Annotated in this window: 16 protein-coding genes and 5 tRNA genes; 12 read left to right on the top strand and 9 right to left on the bottom strand. The window is 71.2% G+C overall.

From position 1 onward, the window contains the following. The first annotated feature begins 96 nt into the window (after positions 1 to 96). From ABZW30_RS27585 to cimA, 3 genes are all read left to right on the top strand, one after another. Positions 97 to 1,134 carry a 3-isopropylmalate dehydrogenase gene (locus ABZW30_RS27585; RefSeq protein ID WP_355673898.1) on the top strand — a complete coding sequence of 346 codons (1,038 nt, stop codon included), beginning with the start codon at positions 97 to 99 and terminating at the stop codon, positions 1,132 to 1,134. Between the two features lie 211 nt (positions 1,135 to 1,345). Then, positions 1,346 to 2,458, top strand: a complete 1,113-nt coding sequence (locus ABZW30_RS27590) for a branched-chain amino acid aminotransferase (protein ID WP_355673899.1) — start codon at positions 1,346 to 1,348, stop codon at positions 2,456 to 2,458. 409 nt (positions 2,459 to 2,867) lie between these two features. Next, positions 2,868 to 4,472 carry a citramalate synthase gene (gene cimA, locus ABZW30_RS27595; RefSeq protein WP_355673900.1) on the top strand — a complete coding sequence of 535 codons (1,605 nt, stop codon included), beginning with the start codon at positions 2,868 to 2,870 and terminating at the stop codon, positions 4,470 to 4,472. Between the two features lie 104 nt (positions 4,473 to 4,576). Here the strand turns inward: cimA and ABZW30_RS27600 are convergent, their stop codons facing one another. The 8 genes from ABZW30_RS27600 to ABZW30_RS27635 form a co-directional block, all read right to left on the bottom strand. Continuing rightward, a complete protein-coding gene (locus tag ABZW30_RS27600; RefSeq protein ID WP_355673901.1) occupies positions 4,577 to 5,161 on the bottom strand; it encodes an ATP/GTP-binding protein in 585 nt (194 codons plus the stop codon). After that, positions 5,142 to 5,756, bottom strand: a complete 615-nt coding sequence (locus ABZW30_RS27605) for a DUF742 domain-containing protein (RefSeq protein ID WP_355673902.1) — start codon at positions 5,754 to 5,756, stop codon at positions 5,142 to 5,144. The genes ABZW30_RS27600 and ABZW30_RS27605 overlap by 20 nt, the downstream gene beginning before the upstream one ends. Positions 5,757 to 5,917: 161 nt before the next feature. Next, entirely contained in the window at positions 5,918 to 6,331 is a 414-nt protein-coding gene (locus ABZW30_RS27610; protein ID WP_097236138.1) for a roadblock/LC7 domain-containing protein, read from the bottom strand. A 10-nt stretch (positions 6,332 to 6,341) separates the two neighbouring features. Then, positions 6,342 to 9,686: a nitrate- and nitrite sensing domain-containing protein gene (locus ABZW30_RS27615; protein WP_355673903.1), complete on the bottom strand. Its 3,345-nt coding sequence runs from the start codon at positions 9,684 to 9,686 to the stop codon at positions 6,342 to 6,344. Between the two features lie 411 nt (positions 9,687 to 10,097). Then, positions 10,098 to 10,676, bottom strand: a complete 579-nt coding sequence (locus ABZW30_RS27620) for an ATP/GTP-binding protein (RefSeq protein WP_355673904.1) — start codon at positions 10,674 to 10,676, stop codon at positions 10,098 to 10,100. Continuing rightward, a complete protein-coding gene (locus ABZW30_RS27625; RefSeq protein ID WP_030248215.1) occupies positions 10,657 to 11,082 on the bottom strand; it encodes a DUF742 domain-containing protein in 426 nt (141 codons plus the stop codon). Before ABZW30_RS27625 ends, ABZW30_RS27620 begins: the two co-directional genes overlap by 20 nt. A gap of 163 nt (positions 11,083 to 11,245) precedes the next feature. Beyond that, positions 11,246 to 11,659, bottom strand: coding sequence for a roadblock/LC7 domain-containing protein (locus tag ABZW30_RS27630; protein ID WP_355673921.1), 414 nt, complete (start codon positions 11,657 to 11,659; stop codon positions 11,246 to 11,248). Positions 11,660 to 11,669: 10 nt separating this feature from the next. After that, on the bottom strand, positions 11,670 to 15,320 hold the full coding sequence (locus ABZW30_RS27635; protein WP_355673905.1) for a nitrate- and nitrite sensing domain-containing protein: 3,651 nt from the start codon (positions 15,318 to 15,320) through the stop codon (positions 11,670 to 11,672). 687 nt (positions 15,321 to 16,007) lie between these two features. Between ABZW30_RS27635 and ABZW30_RS27640 the strand changes: the two genes are divergently transcribed. From ABZW30_RS27640 to ABZW30_RS27675, 8 genes are all read left to right on the top strand, one after another. Beyond that, complete coding sequence (locus ABZW30_RS27640) at positions 16,008 to 16,226, top strand: hypothetical protein (RefSeq protein WP_355673906.1); 219 nt, start codon at positions 16,008 to 16,010, stop codon at positions 16,224 to 16,226. 291 nt (positions 16,227 to 16,517) lie between these two features. Then, the gene (locus ABZW30_RS27645) at positions 16,518 to 17,318 is read left to right on the top strand and encodes a fumarylacetoacetate hydrolase family protein (RefSeq protein WP_355673907.1); all 801 of its coding nucleotides are present in this window, start codon (positions 16,518 to 16,520) and stop codon (positions 17,316 to 17,318) included. Next, positions 17,311 to 18,810, top strand: a complete 1,500-nt coding sequence (gltX, locus tag ABZW30_RS27650) for a glutamate--tRNA ligase (RefSeq protein ID WP_355673908.1) — start codon at positions 17,311 to 17,313, stop codon at positions 18,808 to 18,810. The genes ABZW30_RS27645 and gltX overlap by 8 nt, the downstream gene beginning before the upstream one ends. A 238-nt stretch (positions 18,811 to 19,048) precedes the next feature. Further along, a tRNA-Gln gene (locus tag ABZW30_RS27655) sits at positions 19,049 to 19,120 on the top strand. A 47-nt stretch (positions 19,121 to 19,167) separates the two neighbouring features. Continuing rightward, positions 19,168 to 19,240 (top strand) — tRNA-Glu (locus ABZW30_RS27660). A gap of 27 nt (positions 19,241 to 19,267) precedes the next feature. Next, positions 19,268 to 19,340 (top strand) — tRNA-Glu (locus tag ABZW30_RS27665). A gap of 25 nt (positions 19,341 to 19,365) precedes the next feature. Next, positions 19,366 to 19,438, top strand: a tRNA-Glu gene (locus tag ABZW30_RS27670). A 49-nt stretch (positions 19,439 to 19,487) separates the two neighbouring features. Beyond that, a tRNA-Gln gene (locus ABZW30_RS27675) sits at positions 19,488 to 19,562 on the top strand. A 150-nt stretch (positions 19,563 to 19,712) separates the two neighbouring features. On the opposite strand, the gene ABZW30_RS27680 is transcribed toward ABZW30_RS27675, so the two are convergent. Continuing rightward, on the bottom strand, positions 19,713 to 20,426 hold the full coding sequence (locus ABZW30_RS27680; protein ID WP_030246527.1) for an IclR family transcriptional regulator: 714 nt from the start codon (positions 20,424 to 20,426) through the stop codon (positions 19,713 to 19,715). 231 nt (positions 20,427 to 20,657) lie between these two features. On the opposite strand from ABZW30_RS27680, the gene leuC reads away from it, so the two are divergent. Next, a complete protein-coding gene (gene leuC / locus ABZW30_RS27685) occupies positions 20,658 to 22,097 on the top strand; it encodes a 3-isopropylmalate dehydratase large subunit (RefSeq protein ID WP_355673909.1) in 1,440 nt (479 codons plus the stop codon). Positions 22,098 to 22,099 lie beyond the last annotated feature (2 nt).

A 22,099-nucleotide genomic window follows, 5' to 3' on the forward strand; every position in this document is an offset into this window, starting at 1 on the left:
GGTGACGCACCGTCGGGTGCGGTGGTCGTCATCCGAACGTGTCCGGATACTGGACGTGAGGTGTCAGAGGCTGGGACGGCGGAGTAGGGTCCGAGCATGTCTCGCACCATTCGTCTCGCAGTTGTCCCGGGTGACGGCATCGGCCAGGAAGTGGTGGCCGAAGGTCTGAAGGTCCTGGGGGCCGTGCTTCCCACCGATGTGAAGCTGGAGACCATCGAGTACGACCTCGGCGCCCGGCGTTACCACCGGACCGGGGAGACGCTGCCGGACAGCGTGCTGACCGAGCTGAAGGCCTTCGACGCGATCCTGCTGGGCGCCATCGGCGACCCGAGCGTGCCGTCCGGGGTGCTGGAGCGGGGTCTGCTGCTCAAGCTGCGGTTCGCCTTCGACCACCACATCAACCTGCGGCCGGGCCGGCTGTTCCCCGGCGTGAAGTCCGCGCTGGCGGGCGACCCCCGGATCGACTTCGTGGTCGTCCGCGAGGGCACCGAGGGCCCGTACGTCGGCAACGGCGGCTCGCTGCGCACCGGTACCCCGCACGAGGTGGCCACCGAGGTCAGCCTGAACACCGCGTTCGGCATCGAGCGCGTGGTGCGCGACGCCTACCGCCGGGCCCAGGCGCGGCCGCGCAAGAAGCTCACCCTGGTGCACAAGAACAACGTGCTGGTGCACGCCGGGCACCTGTGGTCGCGGATCTTCGCCGAGGTCGGCGCGGAGTTCCCGGAGGTCACCACCGAGTACCTGCACGTCGACGCGGCCACCATCCACCTGGTCACCCAGCCGGAGCGCTTCGACGTCATCGTCACCGACAACCTGTTCGGCGACATCCTGACCGACCTGGCCGCCGCCGTGACCGGCGGTATCGGCCTCGCCGCGAGCGGCAACATCAACCCGAGCGGCGAGTACCCGGCCATGTTCGAGCCGGTGCACGGCTCGGCGCCGGACATCGCCGGCCAGGGCAAGGCCGACCCGACCGCCACCGTGCTGTCGGTCGCCATGCTGCTGGAGCACCTCGGCTACGCGGCCGAGGCCGCCAAGGTGGAGGCCGCCGTCGCGGCGGACCTCGCCGAGCGCGCCGGCACCCGTTCCACGTCCGAGGTCGGCGACGCGCTCGCCGCCCGAGTATCCGGCTGACGGGCCGGACCCAAAGAGGTTCGGCCAGGTGGGCCGGACCGCATAACCGCAGCTTGCAGCTCCCCAAGGAGCCGACGGCTGTTCGGCACGGCCCTCTGGATGCGAGTATCGACAGTGGGCCGTGCCGTTGTGCGTTCGTTCCGGCGTTGGATCGCCGTGACGTTCTTCCGGCGGGGCGGTCCGAACCAACCCCACGGTGAAGGAAACAGCCATGAGCACGCCCACCCAGGCGCCCATCACGTTCGACCTCAAGCCCTCCGCCCACCCGCTGTCCGCAGCGGAGCGCGAGGCGCGGCTGACCAACCCCGGCTTCGGCCGCGTCTTCACCGACCACATGGTCACCATCCGCTGGACCGAGGGCCGCGGCTGGCACGACGCCCAGCTGGTCCCGTACGCGCCGGTGGAGATGGACCCGGCGAACATGACGCTGCACTACGGCCAGGCGATCTTCGAGGGCCTGAAGGCCTACCGCCAGACCGACGGCTCGATCGCGACCTTCCGCCCGGAGGCCAACGCCCTGCGCTTCCAGGCCTCCGCGCGCCGCCTGGCGATGCCGGAGCTGCCGGTCGAGGCCTTCGTCGAGGCCGTCGAGCTGCTGGTCCAGCAGGAGCGGGAGTGGGTCCCGAACGAGCCGGAGCAGAGCCTGTACCTGCGTCCGTTCATGTTCGCCACCGAGGTCGGCCTGGGCGTCCGCCCGGCGAACTCCTACCTGTTCATGATCATCGCCTCCCCGGCCGGCGCCTACTTCCAGGGCGGCATCAAGCCGGTCTCGGTCTGGCTGTCCAAGGAGTACGTCCGGGCCGCGCCCGGCGGCACCGGCGCCGCCAAGTGCGCGGGCAACTACGCGGCCTCGCTGGTCGCCCAGGCCCAGGCCGCCGAGAAGGGCTGCGACCAGGTGGTCTGGCTCGACGCCGCCGAGCACCGGTGGGTCGAGGAGATGGGCGGCATGAACCTCTACTTCGTCTTCGGCGAGGGCGAGGACGCCAGGATCGTCACCCCGGAGCTGTCCGGCGCGCTGCTGCCCGGCATCACCCGTGACTCGCTGCTGCGCCTGGCCTCCGACCTCGGCTACGCGGTCGAGGAGCGGAAGATCTCCACCGACGAGTGGCAGCAGGCCAACGCCGACGGCACCCTCACCGAGGTCTTCGCCTGCGGCACCGCCGCCGTCATCACCCCGGTCGGCTCGGTCAAGTCCGCCGCCGCCGACTGGACCGTCGGCACCGGCGAGCCCGGCCCGATCACCATGGAGCTGCGCCGGGCCCTGCTCGCCATCCAGGGCGGCCAGGCCCCCGACACCCACGGCTGGCTGCACAAGATCGTCTGATCCGAGGAGCGCTCCCACCGCCTCCGGCCCGCCACGTATCGCATCGCGAGACGGGCGGGCCGGATCCCGGAAGCTGTGTCAGACTGCGAGCGTGTCCTCGCTTTCGCTGATTATTAGCAGCAGGCGCGCCGGTCCGCAGTGACCGCTTCCGCAGGACCCGACGCGGAGCGACCATGAGCGTCCAGACCCGCGCGCAGACCTCTCGCACCCGCGAGGGGTCTTTTGCTTTTCGGGCGCAGCCCCACGGACACAGTGGGCGCGGCCCCATCGAGCACAGCACCCGGACCGGCCGAGAGCCCCCACGAAGGGCTCGGGGACACCCGGGCCGCGCGCGGGATCCTGGACAGTGGAGCCGGGACGAGAATCCGGCAGAGCAGTACGAACCTCCCCGAACGGAGAACCAGGGGCCATGACCGAGGTCAGCCGTACCGACGACAGTTTCCACGTGTTCGACACCACGCTGCGCGACGGCGCGCAGCGCGAGGGCATCAACCTGACGGTGGCGGACAAGCTGGCCATCGCCCGGCACCTGGACGAGTTCGGGGTCGGCTTCATCGAGGGCGGCTGGCCCGGGGCCAACCCGCGCGACACCGAGTTCTTCGCCCGCGCCGCCGCCGAGCTGGAGCTGCGCAACGCCCGGCTGGTGGCCTTCGGCGCCACCCGCCGGGCCGGCGGCAAGGCGGCCGACGACCCGCAGCTGGCTGCGCTGGTCGCCTCCGGAGCGCCCGTGGTGACCCTGGTCGCCAAGGCGCACGACCGGCACGTGGAGCTGGCGCTGCGCACCACGCTGGACGAGAACCTGGAGATGATCCGGGACAGCGTCGAGTTCCTGCGCGCCCAGGGCCGACGGGTCTTCATCGACTGCGAGCACTTCTTCGACGGCTACCGGGCCAACCGCGAGTACGCCCTCGCGGTGGTCCGCGCCGCGCACCAGGCCGGGGCGGACGTGGTGGTGCTGTGCGACACCAATGGCGGGATGCTGCCGGCCGGCGTCCGGGAGACCGTCGCCGACGTGATCGCCGCGACCGGGGCCCGGATCGGCATGCACGCCCAGGACGACACCGGCTGCGCGGTGGCCAACACCCTGGCCGCGGTGGACGCCGGCGCGACCCACGTGCAGTGCACCGCCAACGGCTACGGCGAGCGGGTCGGCAACGCCAACCTGTTCCCGGTGGTCGGCGCGCTGGAGCTCAAGTACGACCGGCGGGTGCTGCCCGAGGGCCGGCTGACCGAGATGACCCGGATCTCGCACGCGATCGCCGAACTGGTCAACCTGGCCCCGTCCACCCACCAGCCGTACGTCGGCTTCTCGGCCTTCGCCCACAAGGCGGGCCTGCACGCCTCCGCGATCAAGGTCGACCCGGACCTGTACCAGCACATCGACCCCGAGCTGGTCGGCAACACCATGCGGATGCTGGTCTCCGACATGGCCGGCCGGGCCTCGGTCGAGCTCAAGGGCAGGGAACTCGGCTACGACCTCTCCACCGACCGCGACCTGGCCGGCCGGGTGGTGGCCAGGGTCAAGGAGCAGGAGAACCTCGGCTACACCTACGAGTCCGCCGACGCCTCCTTCGAGCTGTTGCTGCGCGACGAGGTGCGCGGCAGCCGGGAGCGCTTCTACACCCTGGAGTCCTGGCGGACCATCAGCGAGCAGGGTCCGAACGGGGTTTCGGGCAACGAGGCGACCGTCAAGCTGTGGGCCAAGGGCGAGCGCCGGATCGCCATCGGCGAGGGCAACGGCCCGGTCAACGCGCTGGATCAGGCGCTGCGGACGGCCTTGGAGGGCATCTACCCGCCGCTGGCCGCCTTCGAGTTGGTGGACTACAAGGTCCGCATCCTGGAGGGCCAGCACGGCACCGGCTCGAAGACCCGGGTGCTGATCGAGTCCACCGACGGCACCACCACCTGGTCCACCGTCGGTGTCGCCGACAACGTGATCGCCGCCTCCTGGCTGGCACTTGAGGACGCGTACACCTACGGCCTGATCCGTGCCGGGCTGGAGCCGGCCGAGTAGCCGCCCCGAACCTGCGGACGGCCCACGGGACTTCGCGAAGTCCCGTGGGCGCTACTCGCGCGCTCGCCTCCGGGGCGCTGCGGACCCGGCGCTCGGCGCGGGCGCTACCGCAGTCGAGCCAGCAGGGCGTGTTCGACGAGGGTGATGAGGGCGCTCTTGGCGCTGTCGCGGCGGCGGGCGTCCAGGGTGATGACCGGGGTGTTCTCGCCGAGCTGGAGTGCTTCGCGGACTTCGTCGCCGGTGTGGGGCTGGTGTCCGTCGAAGCCGTTGAGGGCGACGACGAAGGGCAGTCCGCTGTTCTCGAAGTAGTCGAGGGCGGGGAAGCAGTCGGCGAGGCGGCGGGTGTCGACGAGGACGACGGCGCCGATGGCGCCGCGGACGAGGTCGTCCCACATGAACCAGAAGCGGTCCTGTCCGGGGGTGCCGAACAGGTAGAGGATGAGGTCCTCGTCGAGGGTGATGCGGCCGAAGTCCATGGCGACGGTGGTGGTCGTCTTGCCGGAGACGTGGCTGATGTCGTCGATGCCGGCGGAGGCCGAGGTCATGACGGCTTCGGTGCGCAGGGGGTTGATCTCGGAGACGGCGCCGACGAGCGTGGTCTTGCCGACACCGAAGCCGCCCGCGATGACGATCTTCGCGGAGGTGGTGGCGCGGGTGGGGGCGGCCGCGTTAGAGCTTGCGAAGTCCACTGAGGACCCTTTCGAGCAGCGTGACGTCGGGCTGGTTTCCGGATTCGCCGCCGGAAGCGGGCTGGTGGATGGCGACCAGGCCGGCCTCGGCCAGGTCGGCCACGAGGATGCGGGCCACTCCCAGCGGAAGGGAGAGCAGCGCCGACACCTCCGCGACGGATTTGACCTCGGTGCAGAGCGTGCAGATCCGCTGGTGCTCGGGGAGCAGGGTGGCCAGGCGCTGCGGATCGACGTCGGCGGAGACCAGGGCCTCCAGCGCGAGTTCGTAGCGCGGCCGGGTGCGACCGCCGGTCATCGCGAACGGCCGGATCAGCGGGCCGGAGTCGGGTTCGTCCTCGAACTCCTCGACGTGCCCGGGCTCCTGGGCCGGCTGGTAGCCGGGCGCCGGGGCGCCGAAGGCGGGCTGCTGCCGGGCGTACTGGTCGTACTGGCCGTACTGCTCCTCGGGCCGGGGGTGCGGGTGCTGCTGGGGCTGCCCGTACTGGTGCCGGCCGTACTGCTGACCGTGGCCGACGCCGGGTGCTCCGAAGGCGTCATGGCCTGTGCCAGGGTACGGAACACCGTACTGGCCGCTGCGGTCGTCGGGCGGTGTCACGGTTCCTCTCCTCACAGGGTGCGGCGGTGCGGTGCGAGCTTCGGTACGAGTCCGGAGCCGGTGGTGCGAAGGCCGTACAACGTCCGAACCCGAGCCCGCCGAAGCGGGCCCGGGAAGGACGCGGAGGTACTTCGAATACCTGGACGGTATCCGACGAACCGTCAGTGCAGGAGACTGCCCTGGAGTTCCGCGCGAAGTGCGGGGGTGAGGACGGCGCCGGCTCGGTCGACGAGCAGGGCCATTTCGTAGCCGACGAGGCCGATGTCGGAGTCGGGGGAGGCCAGGACGGCGAGGGCGGAGCCGTCGCTGATGGCCATGAGGAACAGGAAGCCGCGCTCCATCTCGACGACGGTCTGGTTGACCTCGCCGCCTTCGAAGATCCGGCTGGCGCCGGAGGTGAGGGAGGTGAGGCCGGAGGCGACGGCGGCGAGCTGGTCGGCACGGTCGCGCGGGAAGCCCTCGGACATGCACAGCAGGAGGCCGTCCGCGGAGACCACCACGGTGTGGGACACCCCGGGGGTGTTGTCCACGAAATTGGTGATCAGCCAGTTCAGGTTCTGTGCGGCCTGGCTCATCTGAGTCAACTCAACGCTCCTGGTGGTTCGAGCCGCCGAAGAGATCGGTGCTCCGGTTCTGTCCGTTGCCGGACTGGTCTACCTGATCGGGGTCGATCCGGAAGCTTCCGGTGTTGCCGGCGCTGCGGCCCTGCTCCACACCGCGACGCAGGTTGGTGAGGCGGCCACGGACCTCCTCGGGGCTGCGGGAGACCTGCGGCCCTTCCTGCGGGGTGGGCTTGGCGTTGCCGGGCACCAGGTTCTGCTTGGGCACGCGCCGCGGCAGACCGGCCCCGGTGGTGCCGCTGGAGGAGGGCTCGCGCAGCTGCTCGGCGCGCTGCCAGTTGCCGTCGTTCGGCGACTGCCAGGCGGAGCTGGTGGTCGGGCCGGTCGGGCCGTAACCGCCGAGTGCGGACACGTCGTGGCCGCGCGATTCCTGGGCGGAGGAGGTGTCCTTGGCGCCGGCGAACCAGTTCGGGCTCTCGCCGGACGGGCTGCCGCCGGCCGGGGCGTTGCCCAGGCTGCCACCCGCCAGCTGCTGACCGGGGCGGCGCTGGGGCAGCCCGGACGGCAGGGTGGTGGCGGGGGCGGCGGGCAGGGCGGGCGGCTCCGGGGTGTACGGGTGGCCGACCGGGGCCTCGTCGGCCCGGCGGCCGTAGCCGTCCTGGGCGTACTCGTCCTGCTGGTAACCGCCCTGGTCGTGGCCGTACTGGCCGTACTGGTCGTCCGCGTAGGCGCCGGGCTGGTCGTAGCCCTGCTGCGGGTACTGGCCGTAGCCGTCCTGGGCGTACTCGTCCTGCTGGTAACCGCCCTGGTCGTAGCCGTACTGGTCGTCGGCGTAGGCGCCGGGCTGGTCGTAGCCCTGCGGGGCGTACTGGTCGTAGCCCTGCTGGTAGTCCTCCTCGACCTCGGCGTCCACCACCGGGCCCTGCGGGGCGCCCTCCAGGGCCGCGCGGCGGACCTGGTCGAGGCGCTGCGAGCGCTGGACGGACTCCAGGGCCGGGCTGAAGCCGGAAGAGCCGGCGTTGCCGATGCCGGTGAGGTGGTCGTCGAAGCCCAGCTCGGCGGCGCTGCGGGAGCGGGCTTCGGCGGCCCACTCGGAGGTCGGCTCCTGGTCGGCGAAGATCCGGGAGACGGTGAACTGCTCCTCCGGCTCCGGCGCGGGGCCGCCCTGGGTGACGAACGGCGGGAGCATGACCAGCGAGGTGGTGCCGGCCGACTCGCCGGACGGGCGGAGCTGGACGCGGATGTCGTGCCGCTGGGAGAGCCGGCCGACCACGAAGAGGCCCATGCGGCGGGAGATGGTGGCGTCGACCGTGGGCGGCTCGGCCAGCTTCTCGTTGATCTCGGCGAAGTCGTCGGCGGTGAGGCCGATGCCCTTGTCGTGGATCTCGACCAGGACGCGGCCGTCCGGCAGACGGGTCGCGTTGACCAGCACCCGGGTCTGCGGGCTGGAGAACGAGGTGGCGTTCTCCAGCAGCTCGGCGAGCAGGTGGACGAGGTCGGTCACGGCGGCGCCGACGACCTCGACCTCCGGGATGCCGGACAGCTCGACGCGCTCGTACTGCTCCACCTCGGACGCGGCGGCGCGCAGCACGTCGACCAGCGGGACCGGGGTGTTCCAGCGGCGGCCGGCCTCCTCGCCCGCGAGGACGAGCAGGTTCTCACCGTTGCGGCGCATACGGGTGGCCAGGTGGTCCAGCTTGAAGAGGTTCTCCAGCTGGTCCGGGTCGGCCTCGTTGTTCTCCAGGTCGGTGATCAGCGCCAGCTGGCGCTGGATCAGGCCCTGGCTGCGACGCGACAGGTTGGTGAAGATCGCGTTGACGTTCCCTCGGAGCAGGGCCTGCTCGGCGGCGAGCGCCACGGCCTGCTGGTGGACCTGGTCGAAGGCCCGGGCGACTTCGCCGATCTCGTCCTTGCCGTGCAGCGGGATCGGGGCCACCGAGGTGTCGACCCGGTCGGGGTCGGTCTTGGAGAGCTTCTCGACCAGGTCCGGCAGACGATGGTCGGCGATCTCCAGGGCGGCGCTGCGCAGGGTGCGCATGCCGAGGATCATCGAGCGGGCGACGTAGCCGGTCAGCAGGCCGGCCAGGATCAGTGCGGCGACGACGATGACCGTGTTGAGGATGGCGTCGTAGAGCGCGTTGTCCTTGAGGTTGCGGGAGTCGGTGAGGACGTCGTCCAGCAGCGTGACTTCGGTGTTCCGCAGGGCCTGGATGTGGTTACCGGCGGCCTGGTTCCAGTTCTCCGGGGTCAGGCCGGCGTTCTTGGCCTCGGCGAACGCGGCGTCGGCGGAGGCCTTGCCCTTCAGCTGGCCCAGGGCGGCGGCCTCGGCGTAGTTGCCGGCGAGCGCCAGCAGGCCCTGCATGGTGGGCAGGGTGCCGTTGGGCATCTTCAACGCCGAGTTGCCCTGGGCGGTGGCCAGGGCGACCTGGGCGTCCGCGTACTTCTTGGCGTCCGCGGGGTCGCTACCGGTGGTGAACTCGCTGATGGAGACCTGTTCCAGCTTCTCCGAGACCAGGATCGCCTGGGTCATGTCCTGGTTCTCGTAGCGCGTGGTCGTGCCCTGCGCGATGCCGACCAGCACGCTCAGCATCAGTGAGCGCTGGGTCGAGGCGGAGGCCTTGGCCAGCGACATCGCGTAGATCGCGCGGCCCTTGCTGGTGGCGTTGGCGGAGCCGTTGCCGACAGAGTTGTCGTAGGCCAGCAGCGGCGCGAACATCGTCGAGTAGGCGCTCGCGGTGGCGCTGGCGAACAGCTCCTTGCCGTACGCGACCTGGCGCAGGTGCGGCAGGTCGGCCACGAGGATCTGGAAGGCCTCGTGGCGGCGCGGTAGCTCGCCGGACTTGTCGGAGGCGTCGTACGCGGCGTTGTAGGCCTTCAGCGCGGCGTCGGTGTCGGCGCGGCGCTTGGTGACCTCGTTGTTCGGGTCCTGCCCGGTGATCAGGGGTATCAGGGTCTTGTCGCGCTCGTTCTCCAGCGCCTCGGCGAGTTCGGTCGCCGCCTTGGCCAGCTCGGCCGTCTTCTCGGCGCGGGACGCCTTGATGTAGCCGTCGACCGAGGTGTTAACGCGAAGACCGCCGAAGACGAGACTGATGATCACGGGGATCAGCAGAATCGCGATCAGGCGGGTCGGCACGCGCCAGTGGCGCGGGCGGAGGAAGTCGTACCGACTGGAGCCGCCGTCGCCGGGTGCACCGGCGCCGTCGCCCGGCTCCTTGGCCGATGTCGGGGGCTTGAGGGCCGGAGTGGCCGGGGCACGCTCCTCGGTGGGAGTGAACGCGGAGAATCCGGCCTGGTCCGCGGCGGTACCGTTCGGCTCGCTCTGGCGGGGCTCGGAGCGCCGCTGCGGGGCGGGTTGCTGCTTACGCCTCACTCGACAACTACCTCTCGGCCGACTTGCCGGCCATGGATCAATCCAGCGCTACCCCCGGGGCCCTGTCCCGTCACCGGACGGCCGGCGCGGGATGGCCAGGGGTAGCTGGAATTTCAGCACGTGCAGGGATGGGGGACAAACAGCCCCGGCATGGCACTCGCGTCGGAACAATCCGGACAATCAGCGACATGACGGAGCAAAACCGTGGTCATCTGGCGCTGAGTGACGCTGTTTCGCCACACTGCGTCACTGTTGATCACAAAATGCCTACCGAACTGTTATCGGCTGCTTATACACGGGTCTTGCGCGGGCCCCCGGGAGGACACCGGCCGGTAAGCGTCACCGCCCCGGCGGCCCGTCAGTGGGACGGGCCGCCGGGGCCGGTTGGTTCCCTCTCGGGCCGGTCCCGCGTCAGCGGAGCCGGGCGAGCAGGGCGTGTTCGACGAGGGTGATGAGGGCGCTCTTGGCGCTGTCGCGGCGGCGGGCGTCCAGGGTGACGACCGGGGTGTTCTCGCCGAGCTGGAGTGCTTCGCGGACTTCGTCGCCGGTGTGGGGCTGGTGTCCGTCGAAGCCGTTGAGGGCGACGACGAAGGGCAGTCCGCTGTTCTCGAAGTAGTCGAGGGCGGGGAAGCAGTCGGCGAGGCGACGGGTGTCGACGAGGACGACGGCGCCGATGGCGCCGCGGACGAGGTCGTCCCACATGAACCAGAAGCGGTCCTGTCCGGGGGTGCCGAACAGGTAGAGGATGAGGTCCTCGTCGAGGGTGATGCGGCCGAAGTCCATGGCGACGGTGGTGGTCGTCTTGCCGGAGACGTGGCTGATGTCGTCGATGCCGGCGGAGGCCGAGGTCATGACGGCTTCGGTGCGCAGGGGGTTGATCTCGGAGACGGCGCCGACGAGCGTGGTCTTGCCGACACCGAAGCCCCCCGCGATGACTATCTTCGCGGAGGTGGTGGCGCGGGCGGGTCCGTTAGAGCTTGCGAAGTCCACTGAGGACCCTTTCGAGCAGCGTGACATCGGGCGTTCCGCCCGACTCGCCCGCGGCGGCGGGCTGGTGGATGGCGACGAGACCGGCCTCGGCCAGGTCGGCCACGAGGATGCGGGCCACACCGAGCGGCACACCGGCCAGTGCGGAGATCTCCGCGATGGATTTGACCTCACGGCAGAGGTTGACGATCCGGGCGTGCTCGGGCAGCAGCCCACCGGTCCGCTCGGCCGAGCCCGTGGTCGAGATCAGGGCCTCGATGGCGAGCTGGTACCGCGGGCGGGTCCGGCCGCCGGTCATCGCGTACGGGCGGACCAGCGGCTGCTGCTCGTAGCCGTCGGACTGCTGCCCGCCGTAGCCGCTGCCGTACCCGCTGCCGTACGGGCCGGCGGGTGTCGAGGGCGGGGTCATGGGTCCTCCTAGTGCTGCAGCCTTGGGCAGCCGGTTCCAGCTGGGGCGATGCCAGCTGAGGCGGGATCAGCTGCCTGAGGGTAGCTGAGGGTGAGGCGCCGGGTCCGGTCGGGTCGGACCCGGCACAGGGCGGAACGGTGGGTGGATCCGCGCGGGGGCCGGGTCAGTGCAGGAGACTGCCCTGGAGTTCCGCGCGAAGTGCGGGGGTGAGGACGGCGCCGGCTCGGTCGACGAGCAGGGCCATTTCGTAGCCGACGAGGCCGATGTCGGAGTCGGGGGAGGCCAGGACGGAGAGGGCGGAGCCGTCGCTGATGGCCATGAGGAACAGGAAGCCGCGCTCCATCTCGACGACGGTCTGGTTGACCTCGCCGCCTTCGAAGATCCGGCTGGCGCCGGAGGTGAGGGAGGTGAGGCCGGAGGCGACGGCGGCGAGCTGGTCGGCACGGTCGCGCGGGAAGCCCTCGGACATGCACAGCAGGAGGCCGTCCGCGGAGACCACCACGGTGTGGGACACCCCGGGGGTGTTGTCCACGAAATTGGTGATCAGCCAGTTCAGGTTCTGTGCGGCCTGGCTCATCTGGTTCAACTCAACGCTCCTGGTGATCTGCGCCGTTGCCGTCGCTCCGGCCACCGAAACTATCGAATCCGGGCTGCTGGGCACCATGCTGGAAGCCCGGCTGGTTGGCGGCCTGTTCGGCCCCGGCCCGGCGGCCCTGCTGGATGCCGCGGCGCAGGTTGGTCAGTCGGCCGCGGACCTCCTCGGGGGCCCGGGAGACCTGCGGACCGGTCAGCGGCGAGGCCTCGGCGGTGCCGGAGACCAGGTTGGCCTGCGGGGTCCGCCGGGGGAGGCCGGACATCGTGACACCGCTGGTCGAGGGCTCGCGGACCTGCTCGGCCCGGCGCCAGCGCTCGTCGTTCGCGGACGGGCGCCAGGGTGCGTCGCCGACGCCCGGCTGCGGGGGCTGCGGCTGCTGCTGGGGCTGACCCTGCTGGGGCTGGGCCTGCTGTGCCTGCTGCGGCTGCGGAGCCTGGGCCTGCTGCGGGGCCTGCTGCTGGAGCCCCGGCGCGGAGGTGCCGGGCCGACGCGGCTGGTACGGCCGCTGGCGGGCCTGCTGCGGACCCTGCGGCCGGGCCTCGCCCTGCTGCGGGTACCAGGGCTGCTCGCCGGCCGCCTCGGACGGGCCGGTCGGCAGCGCCATCGGCTCCGGCCGCTGCTGCGGGGCCGGGGCCTGCTCCTGGCGCGGCTGGGGCTGCGGCTGGGCCGGGTTCGGCACGTTCGGCAGCACCGGCTCCACCAGGCCGAGGCCCAGCGGGTCGCGCGGGTCGATCTGGCTGGCCTCGAAGCGCGGCCGGGCGAACTGCTGGGTGCTCTCCACCGGCGCCGGCTCGGCCGACGGCAGCGGCTGGGCCTGCTGCTGCGCCGGCAGCTGCGGCTGGCGGTCGCGGCGCGGCGCGTCCGGGCCGGGGCGCTGCGGACGGCGCTGGCCCTGCTGGCCCTGCTGGCCCTGCTGGCCCTGCTGGCCCTGCGGACCCTGGGGGCCCTGCTGGCCCGGGGCGCCGGGGCCGGGACGGCCGGGGCCACGCTGCGGCAGGCCGTCCTGCGGACGGTTGCCCGGACGGGCACCCTGCTGCGGCGCGCCGGGACCGCCCGGGCGGCCGTGCTGCGGCTGCTCGCCGGTCCGCGGCGCCGGGGCGCCGTCGGTGCGCGGACGTTCCTGGGCGGGTCGACCCTGGCCGCGGCGCGGCAGGCCGTTCAGGCCCTTAGGGCCGCCCTGCGGCGGGCCCTGACGGCCGGGGGCGCGCTGCGGCAGACCACCCTGGGGCGACTGCTGCGGCTGGCCCTGGGGCTGCTGGTTCTGGGGCTGCTGGTTCTGCGACTGCTGGGCCGGAGCCTGCTGTGCCTGGCCCTGCCGGCCCTGCTTGCCCTGCTGCCCCTGGGGGACCGGGTTCTCGCGCAGCGACTGCCCGACCTGACGGGTCGGCAGCCCACCGGGGCGGCCATCGGGCGCACCCGGGCCGGTCGGCGTGGCCGGAGCCGCCGGAGTGCCCTGGCCGAGCTGCGGACGGCCGCCCTGCGGGGCGCCGCCGGCCGGGCCCTGGCCGAGCGCGGCCGGGCTTCCCTGGCGACCGGGCGGGACCTGGCGCTGCTGGCGCGGCGTCGGGGCGACCCCGCGCTGCTGCTTGCCCTGGCCGGGGCCGGGGCGGCCGGAGCCGCGGCGGTCGGCGGAGTTGGTGACGTCGACCGGGAGCATGACCAGCGCGGTGGTGCCGCCGGAGTCGCTCGGACGCAGCTGGATCCGGATGCCGTGTCGCAGGGACAGGCGGCCGACCACGAAGAGGCCCATGCGGCGGGAGACGGAGACGTCCACCGTCGGCGGGTTGGCGAGGCGCTCGTTGATGTCGGCGAGGTCGTCCGGGCTCAGGCCGATGCCGGTGTCGTGGATCTCGACCAGCACCCGGCCGTCCGGCAGCGCGTGGCCGGTGACCCGGACGCGGGTCTGCGGGCTGGAGAACGAGGTGGCGTTCTCCAGCAGCTCGGCGAGCAGGTGGACGAGGTCGTTGACGACGCGGCCGGCGACCTCGGCCGACGGCACGGCGGCGAGCTCGATGCGCTCGTACTGCTCCACCTCGGAGGCGGCGGCGCGGAGCACGTCGACGAGCGGAACGGGCCTGGTCCAACGGCGGCCCGGGTCCTCACCGGCGAGGACGAGGAGGTTTTCACCGTTGCGGCGCATACGGGTCGCGAGGTGGTCCAGCTTGAACAGGTTGGCCAGCTGGTCCGGGTCGGCCTCGCGGCTCTCCAGCTCGGAGATCAGCGACAGCTGGCGCTGGATGAGGCCCTGGCTGCGGCGCGAGAGGTTGGTGAACATCGCGTTGATGTTGCCGCGCAGGAGGGCCTGCTCGGCGGCGAGGCGGACGGCCTCGCTGTGCACCATGTCGAAGGCGTGCGCCACGTGGCCGATCTCGTCGGTCGAGTCGACGGCGACCGGCTCGACCGTGGTGTCGACGTCGTGCGGGTCGCTCTCCGAGAGGGTCTTGACCAGCTCGGGCAGACGGCGCTCGGCGACGTCCTCGGCCGCGGCCTGCAGGCGGGTCAGCGAGCGCACCATCGAGCGGGCGATCAGACCGGCGCCACCGAGGGCGACGAGCAGCACCAGGGCGACGGCGGCACCGATGATCAGGGCCTCGGTGTCGGCCTGGGACTGCAGGTCCTGGGCCTTTCCGTCGAGGTCCTCGATCAGCTTGGACTCGATCCGGCGCTCGGCGCTGATCTTGGCGCTGGCCTTCTCGTACCAGTCCTTGTACGTGACCGGCTCGGTCTGGTGGATGCCGCTGGGCTGGAGGATCGAGCGCGAGTAGCGGTCGGCCTCGGCGACCACGTTGTTGTAGCTCAGCTGTCCGCGCAGGTTGTCCAGGTCGTGCGTGGTGTAGATGTTGTTGAAACTCTGCAGCGAGTTGTCGTACGAGGTGCGCAGGCGGATACCGAAGGACTCGTCGCTCGGGCTGAGGTCGGGGCCCTTGGGGTTGGCGAGACCGGCGCTGATCAGCGCGCGCTGCTGCGAGGTGGCGTCCTTGGCCAGCGAGAACTGCTGCAGCGCGCGGGTGGCGACGAGCAGGTCCGTGTTGTTCGAGGCGAGCGCGATGTCCTGGGTGATGGACAGCAGGTCGCGGATGATCACGTCGTACGCGGTGATCGTCGCCTGGATGTTCTGGTTGTTCTGGTACGGCGTGTTGCGGGCGTCCGCGATCGAGTTCAGGTCCTTGCGGATCTGGAACAGCAGGGCCTTACCGCCGGAGAGTTCGAGGTTCTCGAACTTGTCGGAGGAGGCGGTGAAGGTGCGGCTGAGGTCGTCCGTCGACTTGCGGGCGGTGACGATCTCGTCGTCCAGCGGGTCGTTCGGACGGTTGGTGATGTAGCCGGCGCTGATGTCGCGCTCGGTCTGCAGGGCGTCCGCGAGGTTGGTCGCCTTCTTGGCCAGGTCGGACAGGTTGGCCATCTGGGCGAGTTGCTGCGAGTTCTCCATCGAGGTCTGGATGCGCAGGCCACCGAGGACCAGCGAGACCAGGACGGGAAGCGTGAGCAGCGCGATCAGACGGGTGCGGATGCGCCAGTTGCGCATCGCGAACCGGCTCAGACCGGTGGCGCGCCGCCTGGTCAGCGTGGTTCGGAGTTTGTCCCTGGTGGACTTCCGGTCCTGGCCGTCATCCTCCGGGCGGCCGGGGACCTCGGTCGTCACTGGGTCGGTCGGGCCACCGGGGGCCGCCGCCTGTTGAGGGGCTGCCACAGGCTCGCGCGACTCCGGGTTACCCGCGGCGCCGCTACCCCTTTTGAAACGTCCCTGCACTGGCGTCGCAACCTCTGGACCGGGCGTCCCGCCGCGTCGCCACGGCCTGGACGGTGTCGAGTTTCCATCCGCACCCCGGCCGGTCCGGGAGAGCGGGTCACCGGGGTGGACTGCTCCCTACCCACGGTCCGTGGCATTCCAGCACAGCCGGGGAATCCCAACAAGGGCCGCTGGAACCAGCCGCCCGGTACTACCGACCGCATGCGCCGTTTCACTGACTGTGCGGTAACTGGACCGGAATACCGCCTTTTTCGGACACTCGCCGGATACATGCCAACCAGGCCCTAGATCGAAAAGAGTCGCAGACCTGCTGGAATGCCCGTTACGGGTGGAATGTCGGGTAATTCCGATGCGGCGATATGTCGGATATCTGCGATTTGCTCATTAATTTGTGAGCAAAATCACAGGCCAATGTGTAGCTTTGGTCACGGTCTCTGTGGAATGAGATCTCGTAACCTGGCTGTCTCCTGGGCGCGGCCCCGATCAGCCTGCCCAGAACCCCTCCGAATCAATCGGAATCACTCAGGCCGGTGCCGATCCCGCGCGGATCCGCCCGGCCACGACCACGAGGTGCTCTCGATGTCCCTGGCGAAGAAGGCCACCAAGTCCACGCTGTCCTGCCGCTCCACGGCGAACCCGCGCCGGACCACGCTGGCCTCGGTCGAGGACTTCAGCAAGATCCCGGGCGCCCGCCAGCCCGAGGACGTCGTCACGTACGGCACCGAGCTGCCGGCCAGCACGGCCAACCCGCGCCGCGTCCAGCTGATGGTCGCCCCGGTCGTCGCCCTCCGGGACTGACTCGACCAGCGCTCCACCGAGGGCGCCGGCGCCGCGGCCGCGGCACCGGCGCCCTCGCGCTTTGCCCGCCCGCTCGGCTCCGGGCGCTCCTGGCCCGACGCCGACGGTCGGCGCGCCCTTCGGCTCGGGGCGTTTCCGCCCCAACAACGCTGAACAGGGACAAAGCGGTCACGCGAGGCCCCACGCGATAGCCTGGACGACGATTGACGGGGCCGCGCCCACGGAGGGCGAGGCGCCCAGCAGCGCCCGGGGGCGCCCCGGGCGGCCGACGAAGCGAGGGGTAGCCCAGCCGTGCGCATTGCCAGGTTTTCCGTCCGGGAAGGGAGCCCTGCCGCCGGCAGCGTCTCCTTCGGCGTGGTGGAGGGGGACCCCTCCCAGCCCGACTCGCTGGTCGTCCACGCCCTGGCCGGCCACCCTTTCGGCCAGCCCCAGCCCACCGGCGAGAGCTACCGCTTCCAGGACGTCCGGCTGCTCAGCCCGATGCTCCCCAACAAGATCGTGGCGGTCGGCCGCAACTACGCGGCGCACGCGGCCGAGCTCGGCAACGAGGTCCCGGAGACCCCGCTCACCTTCTTCAAGCCCTCCACCTCGGTGATCGGCCCGACCGAGAGCATCGCGTACCCGCCGTTCTCCTCGGACGTCCACCACGAGGCCGAACTCGCCGTGGTGATCGGCCGGATGTGCCGCGAGGTGCCGCTGGACCGGGTGCCCGAGGTGATCCTCGGTTACACCTGCGCCAACGACGTCACCGCCCGGGACGTCCAGCAGCGCGAGGGCCAGTGGGCCCGGGCCAAGGGCTTCGACACCGCCTGCCCGCTGGGCCCGTGGATCGAGACCGACCTGGACCCGGGCGACCTCGCCATCACCTGCACGGTCAACGGCGAGCTCCGCCAGACCGGCCGCACCTCCCTGATGATCCGCTCGGTCGCCGAGCTGATCGTCCACATCTCCGAGGCCATGACGCTGCTGCCCGGCGACGTCATCCTCACCGGCACACCCGCAGGGGTGGGCCCCCTCAGCGTCGGCGACGAGGTCGCCGTCTCCATCGAAGGCATCGGCACTCTCGCCAACAAGGTGATCAAGCGTGGCTAACACTGACCCGGCCGTCCGGGTTCGCTTCTGTCCGTCCCCGACCGGCAACCCCCACGTGGGCCTGGTCCGCACCGCCCTCTTCAACTGGGCCTTCGCCCGCCACAACGGCGGCACGCTGGTCTTCCGGATCGAGGACACCGACTCCGCCCGCGACTCCGAGGAGTCGTACAACCAGCTGCTCGACGCCATGCGCTGGCTCGGCTTCGACTGGGACGAGGGCCCGGAGGTCGGCGGTCCGCACGAGCCGTACCGCCAGTCGCAGCGGATGGACATCTACGCCGACGTCGCCCGTCGCCTGCACGAGGCCGGCCACGCCTACTCCTGCTACTGCAGCACCGAGGAGCTGGACGCCCGCCGCGAGGCCGCCCGCGCGGCCGGCAAGCCCTCAGGCTACGACGGCCACTGCCGCGACCTGACGGACGAGCAGGTCGCCGTCTACAAGCTGGAGAAGCGCGAGCCGATCCTGCGCTTCCGGATGCCCGACAAGACCCTCTCCTTCGACGACCTGGTCCGCGGCACGCTCACCTTCGAGCCGGAGAACGTGCCGGACTACGGCATCGTCCGGGCCAACGGCGCCCCGCTGTACACCCTGGTCAACCCGGTGGACGACGCCCTGATGGGCATCACCCACGTGCTGCGCGGCGAGGACCTGCTCTCCTCCACCCCGCGGCAGATCGCGCTGTACGCCGCGCTCGCCGAGATCGGCGTCGGCAACGGCACCACCCCGCGCTTCGGCCACCTGCCGTACGTGATGGGCGAGGGCAACAAGAAGCTCTCCAAGCGCGACCCCCAGGCCTCGCTCAACCTGTACCGCGAGCGCGGCTTCATCCGCGAGGGCCTGCTCAACTACCTGTCCCTGCTGGGCTGGTCGTTGGCCGAGGACCGCGACATCTTCAGCACGGACGAGTTGGTCGCGGCCTTCGACATCGCCAAGGTGAACTCCAACCCGGCCCGCTTCGACCTGAAGAAGTGCGAGGCGATCAACGCCGAGCACGTCCGCAAGCTGGCCCCGGAGGACTTCGTCCAGCGCCTGGTGCCGTACCTGCAGGCCCCCGGCCTGCTGCCGGCCGAGCCGACCGCCGAGCAGCTGGACCTGCTCGCCAAGGTCGCGCCGCTCACCCAGGAGCGGATGGTCGTGCTGAGCGAGATCGTCAACATGGCCGGCTTCCTGTTCGTCGACCCGGCCGACTTCGCGGTCGACCCGGACGACGCCGCCAAGGCGCTGACCGCCGACGCCCGCCCGGTGCTGGAGGCCAGCATCAAGGCGCTGGAGGAGCTCGCGGACTTCACCCCGGAGCCGATCCAGGCCGCGCTGCGCGAGGCGTTGGTGGACGGCCTGGGCATCAAGCCCAAGTTCGCCTTCACGCCGCTGCGGGTGGCCGTCACCGGCCGCCGGGTCTCCCCGCCGCTGTTCGAGTCCATGGAGCTGCTCGGCCGCCCCGAGACGCTGCGCCGGCTGCGCTCCGCCCTGGACGCCCTGCCCGCCGCCTGAACGGGCCGCTGAGCAGGCTGCGGGCCCGGCTTCACGCCGGGCCCGCGGCGCATCCGGAGGTCACCGGACGGCCTCCCCGCCGCTGCCTGCGGTTATCGATTTTGGAGCCAGGGCAGACGTCGGGTAATGTTCTTTCTGCGCCGCCCGGGAGGGAACGGACGAGGGAGCGAAAGCCCCTCGGAAGGGACCGACTGAGAGGCGCAACGCCTGAGAAGGGCCCGCAGGGGTTCAACTCTGGTGGGGTATGGTGTAATTGGCAGCACGACTGATTCTGGTTCAGTTAGTCTAGGTTCGAGTCCTGGTACCCCAGCGCAGTACGATCCACGTGGTCGGCACCGCAGTACAAATGAAGATCAAGCCCCCGTTGTGTAGCGGCCTAGCACGCTGCCCTCTCACGGCAGTAGCGCCGGTTCGAATCCGGTCGGGGGTACTGATCCCGCAAGGGATCACCTGGAAAGCCCCCGTTGTGTAGCGGCCTAGCACGCTGCCCTCTCACGGCAGTAGCGCCGGTTCGAATCCGGTCGGGGGTACTGATCCCGCAAGGGATCGCCAGGAGCCCCCGTTGTGTAGCGGCCTAGCACGCTGCCCTCTCACGGCAGTAGCGCCGGTTCGAATCCGGTCGGGGGTACTTCAAAGCAGGAAGCCGATGGGCTCGCCCATCGGCCCTTGCTTTGTGTTGGGGTATGGTGTAATTGGCAGCACGAGTGATTCTGGTTCATTTAGTCTAGGTTCGAGTCCTGGTACCCCAGCCAGAAATTGGAAGACCCCGGTTGTCGGGGTCTTTTTGCTTTGCGCCGGGAAATGATGTGAAGGGCCCCGCTCGACTCCGAGCGGGGCCTTTTCGTCTTTCGTGGGGGAGGGGTGGGGGATGGGGAAAGGGGTGGGTGGGGGAGTCGGCCGGGTCAGCTGCGGCGCAGCGCCTCGGTGAGCCGGTTCGCGGCCTCGATGATGGCCTGGGCGTGCAGGCGGCCCGGGTGGCGGGTCAGCCGCTCGATCGGGCCGGAGACGGAGACGGCGGCCACCACGCGGTTGGAGGGGCCGCGGACGGGAGCGGAGACGGACGCGACGCCCGGCTCCCGCTCGCCGATCGACTGGGCCCAGCCGCGCCGCCGGACGCCGCTCAGCGCGGTGGCGGTGAAGCGCGCGCCCTGGAGGCCGCGGTGGAGCCGCTCGGGCTCCTCCCAGGCCAGCAGGACCTGGGCGGCCGAGCCGGCCTTCATCGGCAGGGTGCTGCCGACCGGGACGGTGTCCCGCAGGCCGGAGAGCCGCTCGGCGGCGGCTACGCAGATCCGCATCTCGCCCTGGCGGCGGTAGAGCTGTGCGCTCTCGCCGGTGACGTCGCGCAGGTGGGTGAGGACCGGGCCCGCGGTGGCGAGCAGCCGGTCCTCGCCCGCCGCGGCGGAGAGTTCGGACAGTCGGGGGCCGAGGATGAAGCGCCCCTGCATGTCTCTGGTGACCAGACGGTGGTGTTCGAGTGCGACGGCGAGTCTGTGGGCCGTGGGGCGCGCCAGACCGGTGGCGGCGACCAGCCCCGCCAACGTGGCGGGGCCCGACTCCAGTGCGCTCAGCACCAGAGCGGCCTTGTCGAGAACGCCGACGCCGCTAGTGTTGTCCATGCCCTAAGACTGCAGTCTCATTCCGCGAGACGCAAGTTCAATCTTCCGGGAAAAGCGCCACTCTGGATGCAGCAGCCCGGGAGACATCCAGGATGGGACCTCGCCAGAGTGTCCGCATCGTGGACAGCGCTCCGGCGTGCGGGTCGCGGGAACGCGCCCCGCACGGGGCCGCGCAAGCGTTTACCCGACGACACGAGAAGGCCGGCAACGCGGCCGGCTGGAGGGAATCCGATGGGACGGACACTCGCAGAGAAGGTCTGGGACGACCACGTCGTGCGGCGCGCGGAGGGCGAGCCCGACCTCCTGTTCATCGACCTGCACCTGCTCCACGAGGTGACCAGCCCGCAGGCCTTCGACGGGCTGCGCCTGGCCGGCCGCAAGGTCCGCCGCACCGATCTGACGATCGCCACCGAGGACCACAACACCCCGACCCTGGACATCGACAAGCCGATCGCCGACCCGGTCTCCCGGGTCCAGCTGGAGACCCTGCGCCGGAACGCGGCCGAGTTCGGCGTCCGGATCCACTCGCTCGGCGACGTCGAGCAGGGCGTGGTGCACGTGGTCGGCCCGCAGCTCGGCCTGACCCAGCCCGGCACCACCGTGGTCTGCGGGGACTCCCACACCTCCACCCACGGCGCCTTCGGCGCGCTGGCGTTCGGCATCGGCACCAGCCAGGTCGAGCACGTGCTGGCCACCCAGACCCTGCCGCTGGCGCCGTTCAAGACCATGGCGATCACCGTCGAGGGCGAACTGCCCGAGGGCGTCACGGCCAAGGACCTGATCCTGGCCGTCATCGCGAAGATCGGCACCGGCGGTGGCCAGGGCTACGTCCTGGAGTACCGCGGTCCGGCGATCCGGAGCCTGTCCATGGAGGCCCGGATGACCGTCTGCAACATGTCGATCGAGGCCGGTGCCCGGGCCGGCATGATCGCCCCGGACGAGACCACCTTCGCCTACCTCGAAGGCCGCCCGCACGCCCCGCAGGGCGAGGACTGGGACGCCGCCGTCGCGTACTGGAGGACCCTGGTCACCGACGAGGACGCGGTCTTCGACCACGAGATCCTCATCGACGCGAGCGAGCTGACCCCGTTCGTCACCTGGGGCACCAATCCCGGCCAGGGCGCCCCGCTGGGCTCCGACGTCCCGCACCCCGAGGACTTCGCCGACCCGCAGGAGCGCATGGCGGCCGAGAACGCCCTGGCGTACATGGGCCTTGAGGCCGGTACCCCGCTGCGCGAGGTCGCCGTGGACGCCGTCTTCGTCGGCTCCTGCACCAACGGCCGGATCGAGGACCTGCGCGCCGCCGCCGCGGTGCTGGAGGGCCGCAAGGTCGCCGACGGCGTACGGATGCTGGTCGTCCCGGGCTCGGTCCGGGTCGCCCTGCAGGCCGTCGAGGAGGGCCTGGACAAGGTGTTCACCGCCGCCGGGGCCGAATGGCGGCACGCCGGCTGCTCGATGTGCCTGGGCATGAACCCCGACCAGCTCGCCCCCGGGGAGCGCTGCGCCTCCACCTCGAACCGCAACTTCGAGGGCCGGCAGGGCAAGGGCGGCCGCACCCACCTGGTCTCCCCGCAGGTCGCCGCCGCGACCGCCGTCCTGGGCCGCCTGGCGTCTCCTTCCGATCTGAACCCCGCCGACCTGGCGGACACCAACGTCGCCGTGGAGGCCTGAGC

The sequence above is a fragment of the Kitasatospora sp. NPDC004669 genome (assembly GCF_040609455.1).
Classification (GTDB): Bacteria; Actinomycetota; Actinomycetes; order Streptomycetales; family Streptomycetaceae; genus Kitasatospora.